The 15,801-nt window shown below is 48.8% G+C and carries 15 protein-coding genes; 4 read left to right on the forward strand and 11 right to left on the reverse strand.

What is annotated here, in order from left to right:
• Positions 1 to 174: 174 nt before the first annotated feature.
• A complete protein-coding gene (locus tag ABGV42_RS15615) occupies positions 175 to 1,227 on the forward strand; it encodes a LacI family DNA-binding transcriptional regulator (RefSeq protein ID WP_347382454.1) in 1,053 nt (350 codons plus the stop codon).
• Between the two features lie 105 nt (positions 1,228 to 1,332).
• Here ABGV42_RS15615 and ABGV42_RS15620 read toward each other — a convergent pair whose 3' ends face one another.
• The 3 genes from ABGV42_RS15620 to ABGV42_RS15630 all read right to left on the reverse strand — a co-directional run bounded on the left by ABGV42_RS15620 (position 1,333) and on the right by ABGV42_RS15630 (position 4,149).
• Positions 1,333 to 2,946, reverse strand: a complete 1,614-nt coding sequence (locus ABGV42_RS15620; protein WP_347382455.1) for a hypothetical protein — start codon at positions 2,944 to 2,946, stop codon at positions 1,333 to 1,335.
• Positions 2,927 to 3,499 (reverse strand): RNA polymerase sigma factor, encoded by a 573-nt coding sequence (locus tag ABGV42_RS15625; protein ID WP_095288867.1) that lies wholly within the window; start codon positions 3,497 to 3,499, stop codon positions 2,927 to 2,929. Before ABGV42_RS15625 ends, ABGV42_RS15620 begins: the two co-directional genes overlap by 20 nt.
• A 143-nt stretch (positions 3,500 to 3,642) precedes the next feature.
• Entirely contained in the window at positions 3,643 to 4,149 is a 507-nt protein-coding gene (locus ABGV42_RS15630) for a mismatch-specific DNA-glycosylase (RefSeq protein WP_347382456.1), read from the reverse strand.
• A gap of 93 nt (positions 4,150 to 4,242) precedes the next feature.
• Between ABGV42_RS15630 and ABGV42_RS15635 the strand changes: the two genes are divergently transcribed.
• Positions 4,243 to 5,163, forward strand: a complete 921-nt coding sequence (locus tag ABGV42_RS15635) for an AEC family transporter (protein WP_347382457.1) — start codon at positions 4,243 to 4,245, stop codon at positions 5,161 to 5,163.
• Between the two features lie 112 nt (positions 5,164 to 5,275).
• On the opposite strand, the gene ABGV42_RS15640 is transcribed toward ABGV42_RS15635, so the two are convergent.
• The 4 genes from ABGV42_RS15640 to ABGV42_RS15655 all read right to left on the reverse strand — a co-directional run bounded on the left by ABGV42_RS15640 (position 5,276) and on the right by ABGV42_RS15655 (position 10,721).
• Entirely contained in the window at positions 5,276 to 5,527 is a 252-nt protein-coding gene (locus ABGV42_RS15640) for a hypothetical protein (protein ID WP_095288864.1), read from the reverse strand.
• Positions 5,528 to 5,773: 246 nt separating this feature from the next.
• On the reverse strand, positions 5,774 to 8,395 hold the full coding sequence (locus ABGV42_RS15645) for a polynucleotide kinase-phosphatase (RefSeq protein ID WP_347383259.1): 2,622 nt from the start codon (positions 8,393 to 8,395) through the stop codon (positions 5,774 to 5,776).
• 49 nt (positions 8,396 to 8,444) lie between these two features.
• Positions 8,445 to 9,890: a 3' terminal RNA ribose 2'-O-methyltransferase Hen1 gene (locus tag ABGV42_RS15650; protein ID WP_347382458.1), complete on the reverse strand. Its 1,446-nt coding sequence runs from the start codon at positions 9,888 to 9,890 to the stop codon at positions 8,445 to 8,447.
• A 27-nt stretch (positions 9,891 to 9,917) separates the two neighbouring features.
• Positions 9,918 to 10,721: a nucleotidyltransferase domain-containing protein gene (locus ABGV42_RS15655; protein ID WP_347382459.1), complete on the reverse strand. Its 804-nt coding sequence runs from the start codon at positions 10,719 to 10,721 to the stop codon at positions 9,918 to 9,920.
• 225 nt (positions 10,722 to 10,946) lie between these two features.
• Here ABGV42_RS15655 and ABGV42_RS15660 point away from each other — a divergent pair, with 225 nt between their 5' ends.
• Together ABGV42_RS15660 and ABGV42_RS15665 are read left to right on the forward strand one after the other, a co-directional pair.
• Positions 10,947 to 12,302, forward strand: coding sequence for a helix-turn-helix transcriptional regulator (locus tag ABGV42_RS15660; protein ID WP_347382460.1), 1,356 nt, complete (start codon positions 10,947 to 10,949; stop codon positions 12,300 to 12,302).
• Positions 12,250 to 13,098: a WYL domain-containing protein gene (locus ABGV42_RS15665; RefSeq protein WP_347382461.1), complete on the forward strand. Its 849-nt coding sequence runs from the start codon at positions 12,250 to 12,252 to the stop codon at positions 13,096 to 13,098. Before ABGV42_RS15660 ends, ABGV42_RS15665 begins: the two co-directional genes overlap by 53 nt.
• A gap of 45 nt (positions 13,099 to 13,143) precedes the next feature.
• Here the strand turns inward: ABGV42_RS15665 and ABGV42_RS15670 are convergent, their stop codons facing one another.
• The 4 genes from ABGV42_RS15670 to ABGV42_RS15685 all read right to left on the reverse strand — a co-directional run bounded on the left by ABGV42_RS15670 (position 13,144) and on the right by ABGV42_RS15685 (position 15,652).
• Positions 13,144 to 13,632, reverse strand: a complete 489-nt coding sequence (locus tag ABGV42_RS15670; protein WP_347382462.1) for a hypothetical protein — start codon at positions 13,630 to 13,632, stop codon at positions 13,144 to 13,146.
• A 175-nt stretch (positions 13,633 to 13,807) separates the two neighbouring features.
• Positions 13,808 to 14,548 (reverse strand): hypothetical protein, encoded by a 741-nt coding sequence (locus ABGV42_RS15675; RefSeq protein ID WP_347382463.1) that lies wholly within the window; start codon positions 14,546 to 14,548, stop codon positions 13,808 to 13,810.
• The gene (locus ABGV42_RS15680) at positions 14,545 to 15,243 is read right to left on the reverse strand and encodes an ABC transporter ATP-binding protein (RefSeq protein WP_347382464.1); all 699 of its coding nucleotides are present in this window, start codon (positions 15,241 to 15,243) and stop codon (positions 14,545 to 14,547) included. The genes ABGV42_RS15675 and ABGV42_RS15680 overlap by 4 nt, the downstream gene beginning before the upstream one ends.
• Positions 15,236 to 15,652, reverse strand: coding sequence for a GntR family transcriptional regulator (locus ABGV42_RS15685; protein ID WP_347382465.1), 417 nt, complete (start codon positions 15,650 to 15,652; stop codon positions 15,236 to 15,238). Before ABGV42_RS15685 ends, ABGV42_RS15680 begins: the two co-directional genes overlap by 8 nt.
• Positions 15,653 to 15,801 lie beyond the last annotated feature (149 nt).

The raw sequence follows: 15,801 nt of genomic DNA on the forward strand, positions 1-15,801 counted from the left end.
CTCCCAGAGCTGATGTATTCTTTTCGTAGGTTTTGTTATTGTTATTTTTGTTATCATAATATATAATAACGATATTAAATGTAGTGTACTGTGCCTGGGTGATGTCGTCAATTCATAATTGCCACGAATGCATCTCAACATTTATATTCGTTTACATATAAAGGAGTCATGAACATGTCCCGCAAAGTATCCATTCAGACGCTGGCTGACCAGCTTGGATTATCAAAATATGCCGTTTCCCGTGCACTCAGTGGCAAGACAGGAGTCAGCGAGTCGACCCGCGCCCGTGTGCTGGAACTCGCCAGAGCTCTGGGATACCGCCAAAATACGCCCGGAAGTCACGGTGCCCCCGCTGTTGCAGACCATTCGGAACCGCCCTTTGCGCTCATTTGCATGAATCAGCTAAACCGCGGGGAGCCTCACTACTGGCAGCGGGTGCTGTCCGGCATGATCTCGGGCTGTAATGAACGGGGCTGGCATCACGCCATTGTGTCCCCTTCGCTTGGTACCGGGGACGAACATACCCCACCGGAACGGGCAATCGCTCCCCATCTGGACTGGGAAAGATGTGCTGGCATCATTGTCATGGGAGCCTTTCCTCATGCCGTTCTACAGCGGTTGGCTCAGACAGGCCGTCCCATCGTTCTGGTGGATCATCAAGAACCACTCCTGAACTGTGATACGATCAGTCATGATAATCTGGAGGCAGGTATCACTGTTGTGCGATATCTACTATCCCTGCAATCCCGCAGGATCGGGTTAATCACCGACGATGGCCGTGCGGCCAGTTTCGCCCAGCGCAAGATCGGCATGGAACTGGCATTGAATCATTTTCATACAGGCCAGGGTCACGCTGCCACATTCCGGGAATGGAATGTTCCTTATGAGCAAGGAGAGTGGGTTGACCAGCTTGCTGCCGAAATCCAAAACATGCCGGAGCATGAACGACCCGATGCCTGGATCGGGGTGAATGATGATATTGCCTTGCAATGGATGAACAAACTGCAGGAGATCGGAATCTCCACACCCCAAGACTGCCTCGTGATTGGCATTGATAACGTCCACTCCGCCGCAGCATCCTCCCCACCTTTGACAACAGTCAACCTGTGCAAGGAAGAGCTTGGACAGCGTGCCATTGAAGCGTTGCAGAGACGAATTGAACGCCCCGGGACACCGAAAGAGACCGTCATGCTCGCCACTTCCCTTATTCCGCGGGACTCCGCTTAGCTTGATATACGCTGTGCTACTTTTTAAGTAAGGCCCGTGCACATATGGAAATAGCCCCGCATTAAATGCGGGGCTTTCGTGTTTATAAGACTCATCTAATCCATGTTATTTTTGCCAAGGTAGACTTTTAAATGAAGGGAGATCCACTGCCCAGTTCACATTACGATACTCTTGATCAACTACCACACGTTTCAATGTGAATTTCGTACCGTTCTCTTTGTAAAAATTTCGTATGATCAATTTTAAACTATCTGCAACGTATTCTCCGTTATTATTTGGCTCATCTGGATAACCGATCACTTCAACAGGATACTCTTTCCCCTCTGTATCTATGGCCACCCAGCGATCCCCATTAAATGCATTACGAAAAGTTCCAGTTCCCTCGAGAACTAGTGACGAACCTTCCTTCCCATCACCATTCGGCGAGTTATAGGATTCCAACAGGGGTTTGTAATTATAATCGTAAAATAATATTCGATCTCCCAGCTGTTCAAATTCAACAAAAGTGTAAAAATTGGTGTCCTTACGCCTTTTGTCCAGATCTACTTCTACTGACTTCTCTTCTTTCACGGGGATAGTGTAACCGTCCAGGACAAAATGAATGTCCTTGGCATCTACTGTTACAAACGCAGGATCCCATGTCTCTGACAACTTTAACGGCCCACCATCCCTCAAGCCACTTTGATCACGGAGCCGAAACTTGGCTTGGCGGGTATCTGATCTAATCCCATTAAATATACGATATTCATTGGTTTGAGGAATTTCCAGATGATACATAATGTTCACATAATCCGCCCAATCCTCTCCGACTTTATCAAGCAACTGATCGTCTAGACTTACATTCATATCAAGCCGGGTTCCGCTTGGCGTTCGTACAAGCTGCGTCATATCCAATTTCAAACCTTCTGGTGTCGTATATGTGTTATTCATAGGAGCTTCGACAGCCAGTGATTTGGCTTGGGTCATATCAATGTTGAACTGGAAGCTCCAATCCACCGTGACCTCTTTGTCTTCGTACGATTTTGTCTCGAAATTATAATAGCTTCCTATATTCAAATGCCCCAGCTCCCCACGTACAACCACCTCGTCGGGGATATCATCGTGCAGCTGAAATGCAAATCGTTCAACTGTAGAATTACTTGATCGGGTATCTCTAGCGAGACTGGCAACCTGTCGTCCTTGATCATCCGTAATATGGATTCTTCCCATTTCAGGAGTTAATGCAGTTAAATTCAACCCATCAGGCGTGGTTTGTTGCGTAGTAATCACGATCTGCGAACGGTCCACTAGTACATCCTCGATTTTAAGCGTGTAACCCTGATCCTCGATATGAATATTTGGATTAACCACAAGACCAAGCGGCTTGAGACGTTTGTAATCATCGGCGAGATAGGAGTACTTCAGCTCCTCCGGTACGGTAATATTGGGTAAAGGAGGATTATTCACGGCATTCACCGCCGGTTGCTCAGGTCCTACTTTATAATCCCAAGCAAACCAGGCTCCCCCTGCAAGAATTACAACAGCCGCTGCAGCGATTCCCGTACGGCGCATCCAATGGGTTCTGGGAGCATTTTTCACGGAAAAATTCACTTCTGCTTCACGTTCCATGGAGACACCATCCAGTTTTTTCATCACCTGAAGCGTAAAATCGGATTCAGGCTCCTCACGGAATAAATGCTGTTCCCATAACCGGTCCTCATCATTTGGAATAGGCTTCATATGTGGCTAACCCTCCTTTGCGCTCCATCTGTTTCTTGAGCATCTTTTTCCCGCGGTACATTGCGTTTCGGACCTGCGCTGCACTCATGCCGGTAATATCTGAAATTTCTTCATAGCTCAGCTCATTGGTATATTTCAGCAGCAGCACAAGCCGGTATGATTCCGGCAGCTGTTCCATCTGGCGGTATATTTCCCGCTGCATCTCCTTGTGCAGTACATGCCTTTCCGGCGATTCTTCACTGGCTCGCTCCATGACCGGTTCATCTGCCGTCATCACCGGTTTCTTTTGCCGTATAAAATCCCGCATCCGATTCACAGCGATGGTATATACCCATGAAGAAAAACTGCTTCCTACCCTTCGGGACGGGAGATAGCGATAGATCCGAATAAACGTGTCCTGTGCAAGATCCTGCGCATCCGGATGACTCGCGCCCATTCCGCGTAGAATGCCGTAGACTTTATTTTTATATCGATCCACGAGCAAGGCGAACAGTTGTTTATCCCCCGCAATAATACGCTCGATGAGCTCCTCCTCCTGCATATGTTGAGTCATGTAATCCCCCTTCTCTACAGCTTCCATGCATGGTTCTGTACTATATAGACGGAAGTACTTTCCAAAACTTCTCACTTTCTTCAAAAAAAGAATTCGCTCAAGTCCGGTTCAAAGCCGGTTGGGCGAATCCACTATAGTCAGCCTCAACGTTTCTGCGCAATAAAATCACTAAGCTGTGAGTAAATAGCAACAATCTCATCCATCGACATGCGCACCAGTCCGCTCGAAGAAGGTGCAACGAATTCCTGAATTTCCGGGACAACCGGATCGTCCTGAAATCCCCATTCCACTTTGGTACGCTTGCTGTACTGGGTGTATACCCCTTTCCCGACAAAACAGGCGATGTCCGGTCGGTACTGTTCCAGCTTTTGCCGAAGAATCTGACGTCCCTCCGCATATTCTTCACGTGTTATATCTTCCACGCCTCTCGTAGGCCGGGCTACAATGTTGGTAAATCCATACCCTAGCTTGAGCAGCTCTCCATCTTCTTCCGGATGATACAATCGAGGGGTTAGGCCCGAACGTTCAAGAATGCGCCAGAAACGGTTACCTTTGTAGGCATAATGATGGCCGGTTTCGCCTGATGTAATGCTGGGATTGAATCCGATAAACAGAATCGATAATCCAACATCCAGATGATCTGGAATCATATTCACATGACCTCCTTGGTGTATAAAATGATATAATGATTGAAGTGTTTTCGAAATCGGACTGAAATTTTCATGAAAAAGGAAGCTGAACTGATGATAGCAGACATCATGCTTGAAGTCGTCCTGCCCGTCTTTCTCCTGATCGGAGTCGGGTCCTGGATGCAAAAGGTGTTCAAGCTGGACTTGTACACCCTCGCCAAAATCAATTTCTATTGTATTACCCCCGCAGCCGTCTTTATGAGCATGTATCATTCCGATATGTCGGGTGAACTGCTCGGGACTGTCACTCTCTTCTATGCCATATATGTAATTATTCTGTACATCGTGGGATCCGTATTTGCACGTACACTTCGATTGAACAAAGGCATGAAGGCTGCCTTCAACAATAGTGTCATGCTGGACAACGCAGGCAACTATGGTCTGCCGATTAATGCACTCGTATTTCGCGGAGACCCGCTGGCCTCTTCCATCCAAGCTTTGGTTATGTCCTTACAGTCGTTGCTGACCTTCACGTATGGGGTATTATCCATCCAGGGTGCGAAGCTGAAAGGTAACTACCGTGCGGTCATTATCGGATTCCTCAAAATGCCGGTTCCCTATGCGCTCTTACTGGGAATTCTGTTCCACATGTGGAAGGTGCCGCTGCCTACGTTCCTCTCCATGCCGCTGACATATGCACAGCAAAGTATGGTTGCCGTTGCGCTGCTGACCCTCGGAGCACAGATTGTCAAATATCCGATCCGTCTGTACCGTCTTGATGTGTATATTAGCACATTTCTGCGTCTCCTGATTGGCCCGGCCATCGGAATCTCCATTGTACTGCTTCTTGGTCTGGAGGGGGTTGCCGCACAGGCACTTATTATCGCTTCCGGTATGCCTACTGGGGTAAATGCGTCCATTCTGGCCGAGGAATATGATAACGAACCCGACTTTGCCGCCCAAACGGTACTGATCTCGACACTCTTGAACATTATTACCATTACGGCACTCATTTCTTTTGCCAAAACGTTTTGATGAAACTAAAAAAGTCCATGCGCTCCGCAAGTCGGATGAGCTTGGACTTTTTTTGGTTAAGACATATGCGATCTGTGCGAGTAACCCCTACTTGCACAGCCAAAAAGAAAAACTAGGATTCAAACGTCGTCCGTTCCGGAAACTTGCCGCCTTCCCTGAACAAACATCGGACCAGACGCTGTGCCGCCCGATTGAAGAAAAAGCTGGGGTTTACCCCTTCGACCTGAACAGGTTCCAGTTCCTTCACACTTTCCTTGATCTTGTTCATTTCAATCAGTCCCATCTTCCGCTCATTGGGTCCGAATCGATAAATAACCTTTTCATCGTCTTCCGTCTGTTTTACCAGCAGAATCATGGACGCCATACAGGTTACCTCCTATCGTTACGTTATGAGATTCCAATGACTACTTGCTATATATAACATTATTACCCAGATGGCAGGGGAAGGATATAGGGCTTTGGTTCGTTTATATTGAAATTAAGACTCCTAATTCGAATGATCTTAAATGTAAAGTTTTTACAAATCAAAAGAAAAACAGGCCTGGATCTCGTCCAAGCCTGCCTTCTTATGACAACCAAAAAGGGATATTCCGTTGTTTCACAAGGCCAATTACAATCTCGGATCAACCTTTTCGGACTCCAGGGACAGTGTTGCAAGCACACATTCATGAACCCGCTCCACAGGCTCCCTGCGGACAAAACGCTCAACTCCCTCCATTCCCAGAGCACTTTCCATCAGGGCATGGCGTTCCTTTTTGGATGTTTTACGTTTGCTGAGCCGGGACAAATTCTCAGGTGCCAGGTAATCCATCCCATAGATGATGTGCAAATATGCACGCCCTCGTACTTTAATCGCAGGCTGGATCATTTTGTTTCCGTTCCACGTGCGGAATATTTCTGGCTTGATAACAATGCCTTCATGTCCTGCTGCCGTCATCTCATCCCACCAGCGAATAACCTCCGCTTCATCCGCCTCACTCGTAATCACCCGATATTCCGTCTCCATCATGAAGCTGGACATCCGGGTGAACTCGCGGTTCTGCTCCATATGCCATTCATGTGTCTGATCCCAGAACGTTCCCGTGCTGTGAGCCAGGGTGTGGAACGGAGCTATACGGATATCCCCGAGTTCCTTCACATCCCAACAGTAGTTCTGAAATACGTCACGGAATGTAGTCGCATTCGCCAGTTTGACTTCGGTTTCCTGCAACCACTCACTCACATCTCGTCCGGCGGCTTTCGCTTCCCGCAGTTTGTCCAGCACCGTTCCGCGATCCATGAGCGAAGCCTCTGCCACATGCGCATATTGCGAAGCAATCAGTTCCCGAGCCTTCAGGTTCCAGGGGACAATCTCGGCATCCAGCAATACAAACTCCGTCTGATGGCGTTCAAAATAACCGTGTGTGGTCAGATCTGCATGCAATCTGGTCAGTACTTTCTGTTCTGTTGTGGGGTCAAAAAAAGATCGTCCTGTCCGGGTCACGATGTTCCCCAGCATCGGTCGTCCCACTCGCTGCTTCGCAGCTTCTTGGTCGCGGAAGAGGAGCAGAATGGCCCGGCTTCCCATATGCTTCTTCTCTGCTACCATGCGCGTAACGCCCTGTGAGCGGTAATATTGGAATGCGTCACGTGGATGCTCCAGATAACCTTCAACCGAAGAGGCCACTGGTGGCGGACTCATCGTAGGCGGGATATAGACCAATTCCTCGAGCGGTACAGTAAAGTGGGAAAAGGTATCAATGGCTGTACGGGCCACCTCACCCTGGATGGATACGTTCAGTTTGGATCCGGTTTGCACCGTAAATCCTTCCTTAAATTTTCGAAGGTTTGGCGGTGCAAACCGGCGCTGTTCCCAACGCTTGAGCGGGCTATCCGGATCCCCTGCATAATCCTGCAATGCCGCGACGCTGACGGACTCCCGTTCCGGCATGCGCCAGGCCGTCAGCAGGCCCCCGAATACAACGCCTTGATCGATATTGACCGTATCATTGACGATTGTAGGATATGGACGGGGGTCATGCCCCCAGACAATACATTCGCCTGAAGCGTGATCCACGTACCAGTCCTTCCGAACCGGCCGTCCATGCTCATCTGTTCCATCCACATCACCATAGCGGCAGTAATCCTGAATGCGTTTGGATTGTTTTCCGATAAAATGATCCCGAATACCCGCGTGTGCCACAACCACCTGGCGTACCCCGTTCCGACAGAATACCAGATGGGAAGGGGCATTCAGCAGAAACTCTCGTAGATCTGTGCGTATTCGCTGCGCTGTCTCTGTGCCATGTTCCCGTTCCAGGTCGCTCAGCTCCTGCTCAACAAACTCATCTCCATGACTAAGCGTAACGTCCCGACCGTCCAAATAACGGGCGATTTTCCACCCATGGTTGCTGTCAACCATATAGGCTAACCCTGCGGCACAGTGCTGCTGCCAGAACATTAAACATGGAAGCGATGCAGGTCCGCGGCTGGATACATCCCCTACCGAAACCAGCTTTCGTCCCTCAGGGTGGCGGTATAACCCGCTTTCTTCCTCTTTCACATACCCCAAACGAAGGATTAACTCCATCATTTCATCATAACAGCCGTGAATATCGCCAATGATATCAATTCCTGCGCCCATGTCGATTATCAGCGGATTGGCCGTGCGGACAAATGCGAGTTCATCCGGCTGCTTCAGCACATAATTGGCATCGAAGCCATCTTCACGGATGGCGCGCAGCGTTCGTTTGAACTGCTGCACCTGCTGCTTCACCCGCTGACGGCCACGTGGAAAATCACGCTGAGCATCTCGCTCGAGCAGTTCCTTTTCCGGAACATCGAGTACGATCGCAATGACAGGTACATGGGATTTTCTGGCGAGATGAATAAGACGTTGACGATCTTCCGTATACAGATGGGTCGCATCGACCCAAGTCAGCTTGTTCAACCTGCAGCGTGTCGCCAGCATCGCTTCCATGGCTTCAAAAGCCTTGGCCGATACCTGCTGGTATTCGGCATAGATCACATCCGCTTCGCTTCGCGGGCGATTTTTCCAGTCTACATATTCGTCATCTCCGACCAGCATGCGGAACTGATCCGATGAGACGGCTTCTGTTCGCTTGATGACTCCTTCGGCCACGAGACGATCCAGCAATGTGCTTTTGCCACTATTGGACGGACCAACAAGCACGACAATTCCTGCATGAGGCAGACGTATTTCACGGCGTCTTTTGTGATCCCTTCCAGCCATCTCATCATGATGCATCCTGCCTGTGTCCGTTTCCTCTGCCCTACTCGGCTTATCCCTCATGTTGATCTCTCCTTTCCTTCCTAAAAATCACCAGCTGTGTCGGATGACCAAAGCCTTCTGCATGCTCCCCTATTCCCTTGAGTTCAAAGGTGTACTCTCCCTGCTTCGTCCACGTCTCGCACTGGGCCGCCAGTTCCGCCCTGGTCCATTCGAAACGATGATCGTGATGGCGGAAGCTCTCCTGTTCCATGGCATATACTTCGTTGTATTCCTTGTTCGGAGTGGTCACGAGCAGAACTTCCGGCTGGTATTCGTTCATAATCGTATCCATGATGCTGTTCAGACGGTAAGCTTCAATGTGTTCGATGACCTCACACAGGATCATGACGTCCTGATTTTGCAATTGCTCATCAAAATAAAACAGTGAGCCAATAATCGGCTCCGGCATGGCCACAATTCCACTTCGTCCTTCCAGCTTGGCGAATCGTTCCATGGCCCGCAACCGGGACTGTCCCGAAGGCTCCACAGCCAAGATGGACTCCACCCCTGGAATATAGGCCAGCCTCGCGGATAACTTGCCTTCACCGGCACCCATATCCACAATGCGGCGCTTGAGCGGAAGACCTGCGACCACATCTGTGATCGCCCGATAGCGAAGTTCGTTTAACCTGACGGGTGGTTCCTCCTGCAGAGAAAGATCGTCAATCCCATCGCCTTTTCCTTCTGTACTTACGTTATCGTCCTCAGCATTCACCGCTTCCGCAGGTGTAGACAGAGCCCCCTCCTGACGCTCATACTGCCGAATCAATTCGGCGAACCGCAGCGTACGTTTGATAATCATTTCCTTCAGTGGATGACTATCCAGCCAACCTTCGCCGTAACGCTTGATTTTATCGATTTCATCCTCGCTGATGAAATAATGTTTATAGTTATCAAGCACGGGAATGAGCAGAAATAACTGACACAAAGCACTCTGCACAGTGACCTGACCGCGAAGAATGATGCGGCGGACGGTGCTTTTCTTTTTCAGATCAAACGTATAAGTCAGCTCGTCTCGCTCCAGGGTTACAGCGTAACCAAGTGGCGAGAACAACTCCTCAATGGCTGGGTCAGGGAGATCCGATGCTACCGGTCCGAATGAGAGCTCCATATCGAACGGATGCCCCACCCACTGCGCATAAGCTTCCTTCGGTTTGCCATTAAGCGCGGTTCCCAGCGCCGAACGTATGTAAGAGCAGAACAAGCTGCTGGTCACAAATTCACGGTCATTAATATACTGCTTAATATCGTAACCATCCGGTGTGCCTCTAACCAGATCAACGGGATCAGGTTCGGCGTGCATCAACACTTCGGTTTCGCTTTCCGTAGCTGTCGTATATACCATTCTTACGCGCACACCTTTGTCGGTCCGGTCATACACATTATTGGGATTCTTCGAGAGCAGATGTGATACAATGCCTGCACCCTCTCCGCTTGCTTTTAATATCAGATGCATTGCTTACTCCTCCTTCTTCCTATGCTCCTACTCTTCATCCGCCCATGCCTCATCCAGCGCAAATCGAAAAATTCGATTCAGTTCTTCGTAATCAACAACCTGTTCGTTCGTCATGCCCGCAGCCACATGTTCGTAATGCTCGATTTTCTCTGCCAAATAGGAATGAATGGCTGGCAGCTTCGGCTCCAGATCCAGTTCCTCTCCAGCTCTCTTCCTTCTCAAAAGCTCTTGAATCTCCACATACAGTGGCGTATTGGCAGGAACGAGTTCTTCAACCAACTGATCAAACTCCATAGGCGGCATGGCGTCATAACGTTCAATCCAGCTGCAGGCGAGCAGTGGACGCAGCACATAGAAGTACTTTTTGATTTTCACCTGCTCACCCTGTAAGTAATCCCGAAAGTTCCCTTTGGCCATATTCAGATAATGGTACATGCAGGACTTGGGCGAGAACGTAAGCGGAGACCACGCACGAATGTACTCAGTAACACTATACTTTTCATCATAGCGAATGGGCGATTGCAGCCACTCCAGCAGCGGTGGATTGGATTTTCGAAATAACTTCAGCGCCTTTTGCAGATCCCAGCCGTTGATGTCAAGCTGGTCACTGATCGGACGTTCAATCACATCCCGTTTATCTTCAATCGACAAGTACCAATCCAGCGGCCTCACGTACAGAAAACGTACATCATAATCACTATCCTGCGAAGGAAACCCCCAGGCCCGGCTGCCCGACTCGCATGCATAGATAATGCGAATCTGTTCCTCCTGTTCAATCAGTGCAAGCTGCTGCCGGATCGTTTCTCTCATTTCTTCATGGACGTCCGTCATGTCTCCCGCCTCCTTTATCTCTTCTGTTGCTTGCTACGCGCTTCTTCATACCCTCATTATGCCTAACTCATTCACACAAGAACATGGCGAAAGTATGGCGACCTTGATAAGTTTAAAATGAAACCAGCCAGTCTTCCTGTTACAATGAAGGGATACGAGAAGTGGAAGCTCCACATTGTTTTATCCATATTTGCCTGACTCCAGGCCACCAAGGAGTGATGATTCATGGCCAAAGAAAGCTTTGACAAAGAAATTCAGTTTCTCCGTATGCTGTCACTAACAAGCGGTGCTTACAATCGCAAACAGTATGCCGAACGACTTGGCATATCCGTACATACCTTTGATAAAACAACGCGCAGGTTAAAAGAAATCATGCAATCTGTGGCGGACCAGCACCAGGGTTCAGAGCCAAGCAAAGAGATGACAGACCTCGTCCGTTTCCAATATGGGGAATCTGCGGAACCCCTGCTGCTTTTCCTTTTTCGGGCCAAATCGATGAAAGAAACAGAGGTTCAGCGGCTTTCCGTCATTTTACATACCCTGCAAGGCAGCGCGATGACGGCCATGGAACTGCTGGATGCCTGCTGTGCCGATCTGCCTGAGGAACTGGCATTACCTGACGAGAAAACGATCCGCACCGATCTGAAGTATCTGGAGGAAGTCGGTGTAATCCGGAAAGAGCCGGGCGGCAGACCTTATCGGTATATGCTGCAGCAGGACGTTCTCATCAAACTAACGGCCCAGGAACAGCTGGAGTTGTATGATTTTGTGGACATCATGGCCAATACCCAGGTCCCCTCGGTACAGGGATATCTGCTAAGAGACAGCCTGAAGAAGGCAATAGCCGCAAGCTATCCCAAGCAGGAAGTAACCGAACCTTTTATATACAAGTACCATTATTATTCCCGCATTCTGGATGAGGCACATCTGTACACCCTGCTTAGTGCCATTCGCCAGTGCAAGCGAGTCCAGTTTGTCTATTTTTCACCCAAAAAGCCATCCAGCTACAGCTCGCAGAATACGAATCCGCGATTTGAACGCGAAGCCGGCGGACATTCCAATCAGATCCTGCCGCTCGAAGTCGTTTACGATCACCAGTATGGCCGGTGGTATGTCATTGGATATCAGGGACGCCGGGGGTTCGTGAAGTTTCGAATGGAGGGCATCACCCAGATGGAGGAACTGGATGCGGTAAGCGCAGAGTATATGCATGATCTCAAACAGCAATGGGCAGAAGTCAGCCGGTTCAGCTGGCTGGTGGATACGGCGAAGACAGTTACGGTTCAAGCCCGTTTTTTCCATCCCGAGAGCGGTCAGCGCAACTTCATTCTGGATCGGGTACGTCTGCAAGGCCAGTGGGGCACCATTACGCCTGAAACCGAGCATACCTTTCTGTATGAGATCCGGGTTAACGGTACGACGGAGATAAAACCATGGCTTCGGAGCTTTGGCTCCAGCTGCGAGGTCATTGCACCTCACAGGCTTCGCCAGGAGATGATTAAGGAATGGAAGGAGATTGCGCAATATTATGAATCTGTTCGAGAAGATGTTCAACTATCAGATCATGACGAGATTGAATGAGACTGGACTGTTTACCTGGACTTCACAGGAACGGGCCTGGCTCCGGATGATGCTGAATCACACTGCCGCCCAGGAAGCATTAACTCCTTCCACTTACCATAAACTGCAAGAAATGCTGGATGACGAGCCGGACATGAACCTGCAGGAGTACTTGACCGAGAAAGCCAAAAGCGAAGAACACAGCGTCTCCCACCCCCTGCTCAATCCACTGCGCAAAATCATAATGAACCAACAAGCTTTTCGACTAACGGGGCATGTCCGCAATGGAAGAATCATTCAGGATCAATTCGGATTCCCATACAAGCTTGAATACTCCATGGTCAAAAAAGAGTGGTATGTGCTCTGGTACGCCCCTCGTTTCGGGAAATTGATGTCAACCAAGCTGCGCAGCATCATCACTGCGGAGTCCGAGCAGCTTGAACCGGAAAACATCTCACGTTATACGGAGCAAATCCGCTATTTGACTGAGAAACGTAAGACAACCATCACGATTGAAGTACTGCCGGAATTCAATCAGGAATTATCACGAATCCTATATGCCTTCTCCTGCTTCGAGAAACAGGTACAGTATGTGGAAGCTCAGCATACCTACCGGATTGAGCTGACAATCCCCCGGAGTGAAATGGATTATGTGTTGTCCAAAATGCGTTTTCTTGGCAAACGGGTGCGGATTGTAGACAACGTTGTGCTGCGCAATCGCATGTCCGAGACAGCAGCCAAGGTGCTTGCACGCTATGCAGCCCCCGAGGCTCAAGGTGAGCCAGGCCTGACTCCTGAGGCCAAGGTGTCCACATAACAAACAACAACCCGAACCAAGTGGTTCGGGTTGTTCATCAGCGCGCTATGTGGCAGCGGAGTTCCGTCTTTTGTTGATGGCATGCACACCCATAACGACAGCAATCAACTCATAGGTATCCAGCTGCTCGGACTCGTTACTCAATACAAAAGCTCCTGAACTGAACCAGCCGCTCGTGCGCCTGAAGCTAGCCACCGTTCTGCCTCCCATTCCGGTAACATCATATTCCTGGGAAAATGCCGGGGCAGATACTTCATAGATTCCTCGTGGTCCAGCATCGTATTCAAATCGTTTACTAAAAAAGCTCATTCTGGCTCGGAGGACCCCAAGGTGTCTTCCATCCGCTGAAGTGACATCCCAGCGATTGCTTAACATCCCAAATCGACCACTGCAGATCAGTCCCGCTGGACCAAACACATCTAGTGATGATCCGAATAGACTTTTCAGATCCAAATGTCCTGCCTGCTCCTGATTTCCGTTCATGATTTCGGTGTATCCTGCGTTGAAAAAGTTATCTCTGAAGTATAGTTCCATAACATCCTCCCCTTTTGCTGAAATTAAACCTGCCCGGTAAAGTCCATACTATATATGTATTTACGTATGTAAATTGGAAGTGGCTTCATAACTTGTCGAATTCTTAGCATTCTAGCCATAAAAAAACGGACGATCGTGATCGCCCGTGTGATTCATATCGCCCCGAAGTATACTGCTAAACTTCTACCTTTTTATTATTCAGATATACAGCAGCTCCAACCATAATTAACGCCACAATAATCTCAAATATGATACTCCCCAACCTTCCATCTGACCACAATACTCCATTCGCTGTAAGTGTGATCCCTGTACTCTCTTCAGTAAACCGGAACAACTCGTTCGGGTTGAAGCGACCAGCAAGAATGACATTCTCCAACCAACTGATTAGATTGGTCAGCACGAAGAATGAGACGATACTAATCCACGGGCCTGCTTTCCACCTGAAGCTGCCTCCAATGGATATGGAGAGAAAAATGATGATGGTCATAAAGATGGCAACCCACCAAATAAACAACAGCAGAGTAAGCCAATCCGAAAGATGGATACCCGAAAGATGGATGTAGCTGAGAAAGTGCATTCTTGCATTCGTGGCAACATAGAGGAAGTAATGAATGATGGCAACTGCTGTTAGCCCCAGCCCACACAGTGTACCAAATATTAGCGGAGACAATAGGTGAGACAGCCCTGTTACGGGTACGAGACGACGATTGTACGCACGGATGTTGGACCAGTATGTCTTAATCATTCTCACATAGATGGCTACACCTGCCCCCGCATAAGCAATAATACCAATAATTAGCCCTGCCACCTCGGACATGAACAATGCCAGACCGATCTGAACGATGATCAATACAACCAGCCCTGCCAACAGGGTATTCCAATTCCTTCTAAAGTCATATTTCAACAATGTCATCATTCCGCATACACCTCCTTGAACATTTCATCCACACTTTTACCGTATTTCAGACGAAGCGTCTCGACCTCTTCCTGCATCACTTTCTCGCCCTCACGGATGAAAATGACTTCATCAAAAATTCGTTCAATATCGGTCACCAGATGTGTCGAAATCATCAGACTGCTGTCTTCGTCATAGAATTTTACGATGGCATCCAGAATTTTGCCGCGGGCAACGGGGTCAACACCGCCGATCGGTTCGTCTAGCAGATACAGACGAGCTTTGCGGGAAAGTGCCAGTGTTAGTTGAAGTCTTTCATTCATACCTTTGGATAAGTGTCTTACCTTGTCACCCTCAGCAAGCTTCATGAAATCAAGCATTTCCCTGGCCTTCGCCTCATCAAAATCAGCATAAAAATCCCGGTAGTATGCAATCGCATCACGAACCTTCATCCATTTTTCGGTCAATGGGCGATCCGGCATGAAGGAAACGAGTGACTTGGTCTCAAGCCCAACCGGTTTACCCGTGATCTGAATGGTCCCACTTGAAGGATGCAGCAATCCGGCAGCAAGCTTCATCAGGGTACTCTTGCCGCTGCCGTTGCTGCCAAGAAGCCCGACAATCCTGCCTGGCGTAACCGTAAGCGTGACATCGCTTAGTGCCCGCTTGCCGCCATACATTTTACTGATGTGATTCAATTCAAGGATATTACTCATGCCCTGCTCCTCCCTTCCACTGTTCATCACTGTGCTGTGACGACTGACCTCCAGCAATGGCATCCGCAACAATCGTAACAATATCCTGTTCTTCAATCCCGAGTTCCTGCATGCCTGTCAAAAAACGCTCCAGCAGTTCTCCTGCCATTTCTTTTTTGATGGTCATTATTTTCGACTCCTCACTTGTAACATATCTGCCCAGACCCCGTTTCGTTTCGACCACTTCTTCCCGTTCCAATTCCTGAAATGTCCGCTGTACCGTGTTGGGATTAATCTGTAGCTCAGCCGCCAATTCCCGGACCGAAGGAATCTTATCACCTGCCTTCAGTGTGCCTGTCACAATCTGCTTCTTAATGTGCTGCATAATCTGCAGGTATATAGGTAAGTTGTTATCGAATTCCATAGCCACAAAGCACTCGCTCCTCTCTGTACCGGTGTGTTAGTTAAATAGTACACTAGTGCTATGTTGTTGTAAAGCCTATTTATTTCTATCCTTATGCTGCAATTCCACATGGATGTCCTATGACTATGGGCCAAAATAAAAAAAGAGCAGATCAT

It is taken from the genome of Paenibacillus pabuli (assembly GCF_039831995.1).
Lineage (GTDB): Bacteria > Bacillota > Bacilli > Paenibacillales > Paenibacillaceae > Paenibacillus > Paenibacillus pabuli_C.